The organism is Parablautia muri (genome assembly GCF_009917485.1).
Taxonomy (GTDB): domain Bacteria; phylum Bacillota; class Clostridia; order Lachnospirales; family Lachnospiraceae; genus Suilimivivens; species Suilimivivens muri.
Window position 1 is genome coordinate 150613 of record NZ_QZDT01000002.1, and the last position, 12658, is coordinate 163270.

Below are 12658 nucleotides of genomic sequence, written 5' to 3' on the forward strand. Positions count from 1 at the left end.
CCCTTTCGCATCAATTCCAATTTTTGCCGACAGCCCATAGATTGGGATACAAGCACAAATTTGTTGATTCATATCTTTCGTTTTCAATCTATCCGTTCTTTTTTATTTTTCTATATACAACAAGAAAGCATATCATATGGACAAACGCAGTAAGCGCCCATGAAACCGGATAAGAAATATATAAAGTACGCAGGGATCTATTCCATGCAAAAATTGTATATACCCAAATCACCCGAAAAACACAGGCTCCCATAAGGGATACAAACATAGGCATAAGCGCATATCCCAGCCCCCGTATACTTCCCACCAAAACGTCCATAATACCGCAGATAAAATAAACAAAACAGATAATCTGCATTCTCTGAATACCGTAAGCAATCACCTCAGGGTCGGAGGAATAAAAACCCAGAATCTGATGGCCAAAGAATAATGCGCCATTTCCCAGAATAAGTCCGATAGCTGTCACAAGTAAAACACATTCCAACAGAATTTTCCCAATTCTGTCATACTTCTTTCCTCCCAAATTTTGCCCTGTAAAGCTTACGGCTGTCTGGTGAACGGAGTTCATAGCAGTATACACAAATCCTTCCACATTACTTCCTGCCGTATTACCGGCCATTGCCACAGAGCCAAAAGAATTGACAGAGGATTGAATCAGCACATTAGAAATAGAAAAAAGAGACCCCTGTATTCCTGCCGGAAAACCAATTGCCGCTATTTTTCTGAATTTATCCCAATCCATCCGCAATTGTTTGACATTAAGCTTAAAGCATCCATCGCTTTGCATCAGGCACCTGACGATCAGTGCTGTAGATACGCACTGTGAAAGTACCGTTGCCAGTCCTACTCCCGCTACCCCCAAACGACACTGAATTACAAAAAAAAGATTCAGCGCCACATTGATAACACCTGCTATCGTAAGATAAAAGAGCGGTCTCCTTGTGTCCCCTATTGCCCTTAAAATCGCACTTCCAAAACTGAACAATAACATAACAGGCATTCCCAAAAAGAAGATACGCATATAAAGCACTGAAAGGTTGATTACATCTTCCGGTGTGTCCATTAAAAGAAGCAGTGGCTTGGCTGTCACAACTCCCAGTACCATAAGCATGATACCGCCTACCACGCTGACCAATATAGACGTATGTACCGTCTGGCTCACTTCCTCCTCCTGCTTTGCACCGTAATATCTTGCAACCAATACATTCGCCCCAACCGAGAGGCCAATGAATAAATTAACCAATAAATTTGTAAGAGCTCCCGTAGAGCCAACTGCTGCAAGCGCTTCATTTCCTGCAAATCGTCCCACCACAATCACATCCGCCGCATTAAAAAGAAGCTGCAAAATACCAGAAAGCATAAGCGGCAGTGAAAAAAGCATAATCTTACCTAACAGAGGTCCATTGCACATATCAATTTCATATGACTTTTGTACTTTATTTTTCATTTAAGTTTCCTCATTCCTGCCAGAAGCTTATTGTTTTAAATTCAGGCACAAATTTGTTATATTAAAAATATATTATTCTAAAAACATATTCAGGAAAACTACTATGGCTACAATCATTTTAGACGCCGGACACGGAGGAGCTGATTTCGGAGCCACTTATAACGGCCGCCAAGAGAAAGACGACAACCTGCGGCTCACCCTTGCAGTTGGCGACATACTAAAAGCTTCTGGTGTCAACGTACTTTATACACGAACTGAAGATATTTATGAAGCCCCGCTGGACAAAGCCAGCGAGGGAAATGCCTCTGGCGCCGATTACTTCATCTCCATCCACCGCAATTCAAGTCCATACCCCAATCAATACTCCGGCGTTGAATCTCTTGTGTACAACCGCTCCGGCACAGCTGCACGCATGGCGGAAAATATCAATCGTCAGTTAGAAGGGGTAGGCTTTATCAACCAAGGGGTCAACGAGTACCCTACTTTGGCAGTTCTTCACCGTACGAATATGCCTGCCGTGCTGGTAGAAGTAGGTTTCATCAACACACAACAGGATAACTTGATATTCGATGGACGTTTTCAGGAAACTGCCCAGGCCATTGCCGATGGCATCCTCATGTCTCTTTAACCGTTGGTAACAGTTCAGCACATCTGAACTGTTACCTTTTACAGTCCCTTTTCATTATTCTCTTATTATTTTCTTTTACAATTTCCTTCTATAAATTTCCCTTTATAGATTTTCTTTTAAAATTTTTATAACTTTTCCTCCAGTTCCTCTAAAGAACCATATCCGTAAAGTAACGCTGTATTTGTCATAATCATCTTAGCAAGATTCTTATCTTCCCTGCAAAGCTGTGCGATAAAACGCCCATATAAATCCAGAGTTTCATCCGAATAGGTAGAAATCTCTCCTCTTAAATATGTCTCATAGGAAGTATGAAAGGGTGTATCCTCTGTGGTGTGGATGCTTCGTGCATTCATAGCCGCCTTCGGATAGCTGGCGGCAAATTCTTCCATCCATTCTACCTGAATCTTCACAATTTCTTCTATGATTTCTTTTTTAACACTTGGAAGTTTGGGCAGAGAATCCTTAATCTGCGCATATCTTAAAGACGCTGTACTTTCCATCATCCGGGCATATTTTTCCGTGATTAAATTCCAGCCTTTATCGTTGGCTCTGTGGAAATCCCTGATATAGCTCTTAAGCATAGGCTCTGTCCAGGTATCATACTGGCTCTTACGCATGATAGAAAAAGTATTCCAGTCATCCTGGCAGTCTGCTCTGCCGCCTTCATTATCGACCTTATCAAAGGCCTCCCATTCCAAAGAAACCAATTCATCCACAAGAGCTGATTTGAATGAATCATCCTTTTTTTCTTTTTCCGGAATACTTCTCAAAATTCTATCCGTATGATTATCCAGATAATTATCCTCCCCACTGGTAAGTCCCTGCTTTTTCATTTCCGCAATAATAAGCGCCACAATCATTTCAATGGTCTGCGGTATTCTCTCGTCCCCATTCGGGAAATCCACCAATGCATCTAAGATGTCCCCAATTTCCGACAAAACCACAAGCCTTTTCATTCCCTTATGCATCCATTTATAAAAAGGAGCATAAGTGCGGTTTAAAAGATAAACCATAGCCATAGTATGCCGCATAAACTCCGCAAGTGCAATCGCCGCCGTAACCTTCTCTCCTCTGCCGAACATTCTGGAATAGTTATACTGCCCTGACTGAGCCATCAAAGCCGCCTCTCTGGCTATCTTCTTGATTCTTACCTCCTCAGGATAATAAGCAAGTATTCCCTTTCTGATTCTCGAAAATTCCCCCAAATCATCCCGAAATACTTTTCCATTTACCGCTGTTGCAAGCCTGTAATCCTCCAAAAACAGCCACTGATTTTGCGTAGTTGGCACATCTCTAAGTCCAATCAGATTCTCATAAAAATCACCAATCCGAAATACCCCCACCCTCTTTTGTGCCTTTACGGTAGTAAAGCGGGTGATGCCCATATAGGTGGACGGAAGTTCCTCATAGGCCTTTTGCAATTCTTCCCCAATCTCGTCATAAACCGGCTCCGTCAGCCACATGCAAAAACCTGGTCCAAAATCATGATCCCTTGAAACCTGATCGTCAAACCCAAAGCACTCTGAGCCCTCTCCTACAAGTCCAACCGCTATGACCTTCTCATATTCCGGAAATTTCTGACGAATCATGGGTTTTCCGTATTCTTCATAAAAAGCCTGGCATAACTCCATACCGCTTGAAAACTGTCTGTTTTTTACCGGCAAATTTTGTAACTTTTCCGTAACAGCATTCAGGTTCTGCAAGGTTATTTCATATGCCTTGCTTCTTCCCACATTGCGCTCTATTTCCTTTAATGCCAATTTATAATATCGGGCGGATTCCTCCAAGTTCCCCGCCATATACTGCGCCTCTCCCATAGCAGAAAGTGCTCCGCTATAATGGTAGTCCTTATCCTCATCCATCTCAAATATAGAGAATGCTTTATTTAAGTTTTCAATTGCCTCTTCGTATCGACCAAGCTTCAACTGTGAAGCTGCCAGATTAGTATGTGTTACTGCCACTTCAATCCTGGCCTCACTGTACATGACTGCAATTCCAAGGGCACGCTCCAAGCAATCGCAGGCGCTTTCATAATCACCCATCTCCTGAAATAAAAGACTCATATTATTGTATAAACTGGCATACCTGAAATCCGTAGCTGTAAGCTTTTTTTCGTAAATTTCGTTTACTTCCTGAAAATATACCATAGATTCCCGCAAAAGTCCTGCCGCCCTGCATGCATTGGCCACATTAAGCAGCGTTGTTGCGTAAGCCACACTCCCCTTTAAGCCTGCATCCTCCATCAAAAGCAATACTTGTCTGCAGCAGGAAATTGATTTTTCGGCCTCGCCCGTTTCCCGATAATGGCCTATCATCTCGTTTAAAAGCGTAATAAGGGATGCCATATCTCCCTCCGCCACCGCCTCATCTATCCGTTCAAGTAAAAAATTCTCCACTTGATCTACTTTGTGCTGGGCAAACAGTTCATCTAGTTGTGCCAAAATTTGTTCAATTATCATATTAATCCTCCATTCTTGCCAGTGCCCTCAAATTTGGGCGAAAGCACAAATTTGTAGTGTGAAAAATTTATTTTTCACACTAATCCCCATGCATATCGCAAGCCTGCTTGCGATACTGCTTAAATAGAAGATTGATAAAATCAGCCGTCAGGATGATTTTTCAATCTACTTCTCCATATTTCCAATAACCTATAAATTTGCCTTGCCAAAATTTCCGGAAATTTATTTCTTCTTTCATAAAATCCCTATTTGGAAAATCCCGCAAAATCAGGCGCAAATACAAATTCGTCTGTTCAATAATATTATACTGCATCCTGCATAATTTTCAAGCGCACCCACACGGAAATCAATTTTCAAAGTTACTGTGTGCCTGCACACAGTAACTTTGAAAATTGATTTCCGTGGCACACCCAAGAGACCTTTTTACATATTATATACTAAAATATTACCGTAGGATCTATTTTTATGTACTTTTCTATTATCATCATTATTTTTGCCTTGTTGCTGGTCATAGTATGTTCTACTTGTCGTAAGCGATGGGCTGTCAAGAAGGTCTGCTCCATGACCGCAACTGAAAAATGTGAACTATTAAATTCCCTTATAGAACCTCTGGGATATTGTTATGACCCATGTCAGGACATTATCTCTTCAAGAAATGATGCCTGGCAGCGTCACGCTGGCTATACTGCACTATACGACCATGCAGCCTCTCATTTCAACATGGTATTCGACAGTTTGCCGGTTTATTTTCCTTACCGGAATCGAACCTGGCTGATAGAATTCTGGAAAGGCCAATACGGCATCAACACCGGCGCCGAAATAGGCATCTATTATGCAAATGAAATTGTTTCTGAGGATGCACTGCCCTTCGCGAAGTTCGATGCGGTAGACGATCAGGATATGCTCCCTCTTTCCTTTTGTCTTATAAAACAAAATAAAACCTTAGCTACCGTTTCAAAAAAAACCTGGTGGCTTACCGCCTTTTGTATGGGTATCTTTTCAAATCCCCATGAGCTGTCCCAAAACATTTCCATTCACTTTCCTGATTGCGAGATGCTTTACAGCTTTCTAAATTCTCTGTATCAAACTGGTATTTCAAAACAATTTGTTAAAATCTGCGGCAACGAAATCTGCATCCATCTTAAAGACAGTCCAAGCCGGCATTACAGCTTCTTCGCACGCTTAATTCGGAAATGGGCCCAATTTACAAATCGCATTTGCTGTCATATCTATCTACTTGTAACACATTATTTTTCATCCACCATCGACCGACTTCTTTACCTATATTATCTACTTCCTTTTGCTTTCCGCAGAATGTTGAAATTACGCAGCTACTATAAATACAAGGAGCCTAAAACCCGGTGTCACAAATCCTGCTGAATGCAACGCAGACTTTAAGATTCCGCCGCAGCTCCTTTGAGTATGCCCTGCTGGCAGACTCGCGTAAACGTTTCAAAATGGAGGAAAAATGAGTTATCAATCAAGACTTAAGCGGGCATTTGAAAATGCGCCTGTTCTTCCACTAAATAAGTGCAGCCGCTATGTCATCATAAGTGATTGCCACAGAGGGAACGGAACCTCCAATGACAATTTCCTGAAAAACCAAAATCTGTATTTCACAGCTCTTAACCATTACTATGCCCATGGATTTACCTATATTGAACTTGGTGATGGGGATGAACTATGGGAAAACAGAAAAATGAGTCAAATCATTGAAATCCATAATAATATCTTCTGGCTTCTTTCTTTATTCTACAAGGAAAACCGGCTCTACATGCTCTACGGAAATCATGATATGGAAAAGAAAAAGAAAGGCTATGGCAATTTGGCCTGTTCTTCTTACTTCTGTACCCAGACCCAGCATATGCAGCCTTTATTCCCCGGCCTTATTTTTTACGAAGGGATTATTCTGGAAAATACCTGTTATCATTATCAGCTTTTTCTCACCCATGGTCATCAGGCGGATCTTCTAAACTCCACATTCTGGAAACTGGCCAGATTTCTTGTCAGATATTTTTGGAAACCTTTAGAGCATTTTGGAGTTTTAGATCCCACCAGCGCTGCCAAGAACTATACCCATAAAGATAAAATTGAAAAAAGACTGAGCAACTACGCCGAAGATATGCATCAAACTTTGATTACCGGCCATACGCACAGACCACGCCTGGATCTGGCCTCCCCATATTATATCAATACCGGCAGCTGTGTACATCCCCGGTGTATCACCTGCCTGGAAATTGAACACGGGGAAATTACTCTGGTCAAATGGACCATATCCGTAAAAAAAGACAGGACGCTTTATGTTGCAAGGGAAATTCTCTCCCGTATTACGGAACAATTTATTCCCTGTGCATAATCAATAAAATAGATGATAGACCGCTTACTGTAATAAACAAGGCAGAGCCTAACGCTCTGCCCGGTCTTAACATATGAATATTTACGAACTCTCCAATAGAAATTATACAGGATATGCTGCATTCTTTGTATCTGCCTGTGTCATATCCACTTTTTCCTGCTGTGCCTGACGATATTTAAAGAAGTCGGTTGCAACCTGAGGGAACAATGCATAGGACAGTACGTCTTCATCCTGCTGTTTCCATTCCTTCATCTCTGCCTCTAACTTATCCATCTCGTTTTCAATCAGATCCGCAGGACGACAGGTAATTCTCTTCTCGCCAGGGATAACCTTATCGATAACTTCCTGGCTCATAGGCTTAACGGTCTGACCATATTCGCCGCGCAGAACTGCCTTCGTCTCCTTGGTAGCCATCTTATATCTCTCGCCCATAAGTACATTAAATACTGCCTGTGTACCTACAATCTGTGAAGAAGGCGTAACAAGCGGCGGCTCTCCTAAATCCTTTCTTACCTGAGGGATTTCCTTAAGCACGTCATAATACTTATCTTCCGCATTCTGCTCCTTCAGCTGGCTCACCATGTTGGAAAGCATACCGCCGGGTACCTGATACAGCAATGTCTTGATATCAACGCCCATGACCTTAGGATTAAGAAGTCCGCTGGCTAAGCATTCATCTCTGTAAGGTCTGAAGTAATCAGCAATTTCAGATAAAAGATTCTGATCATAACCCGTATCATAAGGTGTTCCCTTGAAGGTTTCTACCATAACTTCAGTTGCAGGCTGTGAAGTACCCATAGCAAAAGGAGAAATTGCGCAGTCAATTACGTCCACGCCGGCCTCTACTGCCTTCATGTATGTCATGCTGGCTACACCTGATGTATAGTGTGTATGAAGCTGGATAGGAAGTTTGGATGCTGATTTCATAGCAGCAATCATCTCGGATGCCTTGTAAGGAACAAGAAGACCTGCCATATCCTTAATGCAGATAGAATCAGCGCCCATTTCCTCGATCTTCTTCGCCATATCCATCCAGTATTCCATTGTGTAAGCATCTCCTAATGTATAGGAGAGAGCAACCTGTGCATGGCCTCTGCCCTCGCGCGCTTTCACTTTATTTGTAGCGTTAACTGCCGCCTGTAAGTTTCTCAGGTCATTTAAGCAGTCAAAAATTCGGATAATATCAATACCGTTTGCAATTGATTTCTCAACAAAGTTATCTACCACGTCATCTGCATAAGGTCTGTAACCTAAAATATTCTGACCTCTAAAGAGCATCTGAAGCTTTGTGTTTTTAAATCCATCTCTTAACTTTCTAAGTCTGTCCCATGGATCTTCCTTTAAGAAACGAAGGGACGCATCAAATGTAGCGCCGCCCCAGCACTCAACCGCATGGTAACCAACTTTATCCATTTTTTCAACGATTGGGAGCATCATCTCAGTAGGCATTCTTGTTGCAATCAGAGACTGGTGCGCATCACGGAGAACTGTTTCCATAATGCCAATCGGTTTTTTAGCCTGTTCTGCCATTTCTATTTCCTCCTTAAATTATTCACAATCTACTTAGAATAGTAACTGTTCAGTACCACAGTTATGTGCAAAAATCCATTTTGAACTGTCTTCGATAATGGATTTTCACACTCCTGAATCATTTTCTTACAGTTTGCGCAAAATACGCAAATCTGCTGAATAGTTACTTAGAATACGCCAAATACCGCCATAAAAGTACCGGCAGCTACAGCCGTACCAATAACACCGGCTACATTAGGCCCCATTGCATGCATCAGCAGGAAGTTGGTGGGATCCGCCTCCGCACCTACCTTCTGTGACACTCTGGCTGCCATAGGAACCGCCGATACACCGGCAGAACCAATCAACGGATTTACCTTGCCCTTTGTTGCAATGCACATCAGCTTGCCGAAGATTACGCCGGCCGCCGTACCAAATGCAAAAGCAATCAATCCAAGCGCAACAATCTTAAGTGTATCAAGATTTAAGAACGCCTCCGCACTGGTGGTTGCGCCTACGGATGTACCAAGCAAAATAACGACAATATACATAAGCGCATTAGAAGCTGTATCTGTCAGCTGTCTTACCACACCTGACTCTCTAAACAGATTACCCAGCATCAGCATACCAACCAAAGGAGCTGTTGTAGGAAGAATCATACAGACAACAATGGTAACGACAATCGGGAAAAGAATTTTTTCCAGTTTGGATACAGGACGAAGCTGTCCCATCTTGATTTTTCTTTCCTGTTCTGTTGTCAATAATTTCATAATAGGCGGCTGTATAATGGGCACCAGTGACATATAGGAATAAGCTGCCACTGCAATAGGCCCAAGTAAAGCTGTCTGTCCCAGTTTTCCGGCAAGGAAAATGGAAGTAGGGCCGTCCGCGCCACCGATAATAGAGATTGCCGCTGCGGCTTTATCATTAAAGCCCATTGCAATCGCTCCAAAATATGCTGCAAAAATACCAAACTGTGCTGCAGCGCCAAGTAAAAAGCTCTTAGGGTTCGCAATCAGGGGACCAAAGTCCGTCATAGCGCCGACACCCATAAAAATCAGGGACGGCAAAATTGCCCATTCATCTAAGAGATAAAAATAATATAGTAAGCCACCGGAACCGTTTGCCGAGTCTTCAATGCTCATCATAATATCCGGGTATATATTAACCAGCAGCATACCAAATGCGATAGGCGTTAAAAGCAATGGTTCAAAGCCTTTCGCAATCGCAAGATAAAGGAACCCACATGCCACAAGGATCATCAGATAATTGCCCCAAGTCAGATTAAAGAACGCTGTCTGATGAATCAGGTTGGACAGGGTTGTTACGATATAATCCATTTCTTTTACCTCCTGTTGTTTTCTCAACAAATGCCTGTCATGAAACAAACCGGCACTCTATCCGCAAGTATACAATCGCTATACAATACGATTTGTTATGCGCTAACTCTGCATTTTGCTGTGCATTTCAAGATGCATCTTGCAATGTAATCTGTTATGCATATGCATTCTGCTATGCAATTTGCTATGGGTATAGCTGTCTGTATACTCATCCGCCATATTAGTTGAGAGTTGCCAACAATGCTCCTGCTTCAACTGCATCGCCAACTGCTACGTCAATGCTTGCTACGGTACCATCCTGAGGCGCCACAACGGGAATTTCCATCTTCATTGCTTCTAAAATAATTACGGTATCGCCGGCCTTAAGCACCTGGCCCACACTGGCTTCTACCTTAAATACTTTACCTGCTGCACCGGCTTCTACCTTAACACTGCCGGCTGCGCCGGATGCCTTGGGCGCTGCTGCAGGAGCCGCTTTGGGAGCTGCCTTAGGCGCTGTTTTGGGAGCTGCGGGTGCGGATGCACCTGTGGATGCTCCTTCTTCTACTACTACATCATATACGTTGCCGTTTACGGTAATTGTATAATTTTTCATTACTAAATCCTCCTGTGATTATCATTCATCATTCATTCTATCATCATTAAGCGCGCTGCCATTTGTTTCCGGCACGTCTTATGCTTCTTACTACAAAACCATCTGTGGATGAAGCGCCTTCGCTGGCTGCAATTGCCGCTGCAATAACAGCAACCAGTTCCAAATCATCCGTCAGATCTTCTTCCTGCACTGCAGCGTTAACTGCGGGAGCTGCTACCGGCGCTGCTTTCACTTCCGGTTTTGCAGGAGCCTTGGTAAACTTAGCCTGAATCTTAGGTATGAAGCCAAAACATCCTATAATAAGACTAATCAGAATCAGAACACAAAATACGGTTCCCATGCCAAGAAGGGTATTCAAAGCTGCCTTTTCCATCTTTTCGCCAAATGTATACTCTACATTAGTAGAAATCGTGGTAATTGCATTTCTTTCAATTACGATCTCAACAATCGCTTCTCTGACAGAACCCTTTACTCTGATATCAATTACACCGTCTTTTTCACCAAGTTCGGATTCAACCCCGATAATTTCTACATAATCACCCATATCCTCAGCAGCAGCTTCCCAGCTGTCCAAAGCGTTTAAGGTCACCTGGTCGGTTACCTGATCCCTTGCCTGCAGGATTACATACTGATTAATGGTTTCCACAACCTGCCTTCCCAAGGTATCCGCTTCCTCCTGTGTCATAAGAGGTTTTACTTCTTCCTCCTGGCCGCATGCTGTCAAACCAAGCATACAGGTAATCATACCTAATACTAATAACCATTTTTTCATATTAAGTATCATCCTTTCTAAACAGTACCATGTTTTTTCGCCGGACGGTCTTCCCTCTTGGAAAGCAACATCTCAAAGGCGCCAATCACATACTTTCTTGTATCTGCCGGCTCAATGATCTGATCCACATATCCTCTCTTTGCTGCGCCTGCCGCGCTTGTCTGCAGTTGTGCATATTCCTTTGCACAGGCATCAATGGCATCAGCCCCCTGCCCATCGCAAATAATCTTTGCAGCTAATTTGGCATCCATTGTACCAATCTGCGCATCCGGCCATGCTATGGTAATGTCCGCCCCGATTGCCTTGGAATTCATAGTTACATAAGCGCTGCCAAACGCCTGTCCGATGATTACATTCACCTTTGGGACAGTAGCATTGGCAAATGCATATGTAAGCCTTGCCGCCGCCTTTGCAATCTTTTTCTCAGAACATTTATCCGCCTTGAAGCCCTTTACATTGGTAAGGGACAACACAGGAATATTAAATGCATCGCAGAAATTAATAAAATCTGCCGCCTTGTCACAGCCTTCCGGTGTCAAAACCGCATCAAACTTATCTGTCACGGTTCCGTCCTCACCATACACTTCACTGCGGTTAGCCACCGCGCCAATGGTCACGCCGTTTAATCTGATAAGCGCCGTTACCATTTCTTTCGCATAGTCTGCTTTTACTTCAAATACTGCCCCATCATCCGCAAGCTGGGATAATGCAATGGAAGTATCCCCCACACAGCCTGCAATGTCCGCACATGCACGGTTCAAGTCATCCGTACAGTCCTCAAAAACCATCTCGTCATCGCAGTTAGCCGGCAGCATAGATACCAGTTCCCTTATCTTTCCAAGCAGTGTCGCTTCATCTGCAACCACATCAACAATACCTACTTCCTCGCTCTGGAAAGCGGCAGTTGAAGTGTCGCATTTGCTGACTACATTTCCATCCAGCGTATTAGGTGCGTTCACATACAGTTTTGCATTCTTTTTTTCCATAAAAGTAAAATCTGTCAATGTTGGAATCAGTGCAAGGCCGCCGCCGCAGTTGCCAAAGACAGCGGTGATCTGAGGAATCACGCCGGAGCTTAACACCTGCTTTTTGTAGATCTCCCCAAAACCGTTTAACGCATCTGCTACTTCCTGAAGCCTTAATCCGGCGGACTCAATTAGTCCGATCACGGGTGCTCCCATTTTCAGTGCCAGATCATAGAGATTTGCAATTTTTTTCGCATGCATCTCGCCAATGCTTCCGTTTAACACGGACGCATCCTGACTGTATACATACACAAGATTGCCGCCTATCACTCCATAACCGGTAATTACACCGTCAGAAGGAGTTTCTGTCTGTTTCAGATTGAAGTCAGTACTTCTTGCCGTAACAAGCGCACCAATTTCAACGAAACTGTTTTCATCGAGCAAAGCTGCTATTCTTTGACTCGCCTGTGAAGTAGTACTCATTTTTCAGCCCTCCATTTTATATGAAATAAATTATAACTATAGCCGCGGGGCACAAGTATCCCCATTATTTCGTCTATAGCAGTATACCACAAATGTTACCAATC

The 12658-nt window shown here is 43.1% G+C and carries 9 protein-coding genes and 1 pseudogene; 3 read left to right on the top strand and 7 right to left on the bottom strand.

Annotation, left to right across the window (positions count from 1 at the left end):
• Positions 1-88: 88 nt before the first annotated feature.
• Positions 89-1447: an MATE family efflux transporter gene (locus D5281_RS02755; RefSeq protein WP_160558617.1), complete on the bottom strand. Its 1359-nt coding sequence runs from the start codon at positions 1445-1447 to the stop codon at positions 89-91.
• A 103-nt stretch (positions 1448-1550) separates the two neighbouring features.
• Between D5281_RS02755 and D5281_RS02760 the strand changes: the two are divergent.
• Positions 1551-2072, top strand: a pseudogene (locus D5281_RS02760) (N-acetylmuramoyl-L-alanine amidase family protein); the annotation flags it as partial.
• Positions 2073-2200: 128 nt separating this feature from the next.
• On the opposite strand, the gene D5281_RS02765 reads toward D5281_RS02760, so the two are convergent.
• Positions 2201-4534: a DUF4125 family protein gene (locus tag D5281_RS02765; protein ID WP_160558619.1), complete on the bottom strand. Its 2334-nt coding sequence runs from the start codon at positions 4532-4534 to the stop codon at positions 2201-2203.
• A gap of 465 nt (positions 4535-4999) precedes the next feature.
• On the opposite strand from D5281_RS02765, the gene D5281_RS02770 reads away from it, so the two are divergent.
• Together D5281_RS02770 and D5281_RS02775 are read left to right on the top strand one after the other, a co-directional pair.
• Positions 5000-5914 (top strand): DUF4474 domain-containing protein, encoded by a 915-nt coding sequence (locus D5281_RS02770; protein WP_160558620.1) that lies wholly within the window; start codon positions 5000-5002, stop codon positions 5912-5914.
• An 88-nt stretch (positions 5915-6002) separates the two neighbouring features.
• On the top strand, positions 6003-6890 hold the full coding sequence (locus tag D5281_RS02775) for a metallophosphoesterase (protein ID WP_160558621.1): 888 nt from the start codon (positions 6003-6005) through the stop codon (positions 6888-6890).
• A gap of 102 nt (positions 6891-6992) precedes the next feature.
• Here D5281_RS02775 and D5281_RS02780 read toward each other — a convergent pair whose 3' ends face one another.
• The 5 genes from D5281_RS02780 to D5281_RS02800 form a co-directional block, all read right to left on the bottom strand.
• Positions 6993-8420: an oxaloacetate decarboxylase subunit alpha gene (locus tag D5281_RS02780; protein ID WP_160558622.1), complete on the bottom strand. Its 1428-nt coding sequence runs from the start codon at positions 8418-8420 to the stop codon at positions 6993-6995.
• A gap of 167 nt (positions 8421-8587) precedes the next feature.
• Positions 8588-9739, bottom strand: coding sequence for a sodium ion-translocating decarboxylase subunit beta (locus D5281_RS02785; RefSeq protein WP_160558623.1), 1152 nt, complete (start codon positions 9737-9739; stop codon positions 8588-8590).
• Between the two features lie 220 nt (positions 9740-9959).
• Entirely contained in the window at positions 9960-10334 is a 375-nt protein-coding gene (locus D5281_RS02790) for a biotin/lipoyl-containing protein (RefSeq protein ID WP_160558624.1), read from the bottom strand.
• Positions 10335-10380: 46 nt separating this feature from the next.
• Entirely contained in the window at positions 10381-11106 is a 726-nt protein-coding gene (locus D5281_RS02795) for an OadG family protein (RefSeq protein WP_277935136.1), read from the bottom strand.
• A 17-nt stretch (positions 11107-11123) separates the two neighbouring features.
• Positions 11124-12554, bottom strand: coding sequence for an acyl-CoA carboxylase subunit beta (locus tag D5281_RS02800; RefSeq protein ID WP_160558626.1), 1431 nt, complete (start codon positions 12552-12554; stop codon positions 11124-11126).
• Between the last annotated feature and the right edge of the window lie 104 nt (positions 12555-12658).

Coding starts and splice junctions, on each gene's coding strand:
- D5281_RS02755 (WP_160558617.1), bottom strand. CDS start 1,447: ATGAAAAATAAAGTACAAAAGTCATATGAAATTGATATGTGCAATGGA.
- D5281_RS02765 (WP_160558619.1), bottom strand. CDS start 4,534: ATGATAATTGAACAAATTTTGGCACAACTAGATGAACTGTTTGCCCAG.
- D5281_RS02770 (WP_160558620.1), top strand. CDS start 5,000: ATGTACTTTTCTATTATCATCATTATTTTTGCCTTGTTGCTGGTCATA.
- D5281_RS02775 (WP_160558621.1), top strand. CDS start 6,003: ATGAGTTATCAATCAAGACTTAAGCGGGCATTTGAAAATGCGCCTGTT.
- D5281_RS02780 (WP_160558622.1), bottom strand. CDS start 8,420: ATGGCAGAACAGGCTAAAAAACCGATTGGCATTATGGAAACAGTTCTC.
- D5281_RS02785 (WP_160558623.1), bottom strand. CDS start 9,739: ATGGATTATATCGTAACAACCCTGTCCAACCTGATTCATCAGACAGCG.
- D5281_RS02790 (WP_160558624.1), bottom strand. CDS start 10,334: ATGAAAAATTATACAATTACCGTAAACGGCAACGTATATGATGTAGTA.
- D5281_RS02795 (WP_277935136.1), bottom strand. CDS start 11,106: ATGAAAAAATGGTTATTAGTATTAGGTATGATTACCTGTATGCTTGGT.
- D5281_RS02800 (WP_160558626.1), bottom strand. CDS start 12,554: ATGAGTACTACTTCACAGGCGAGTCAAAGAATAGCAGCTTTGCTCGAT.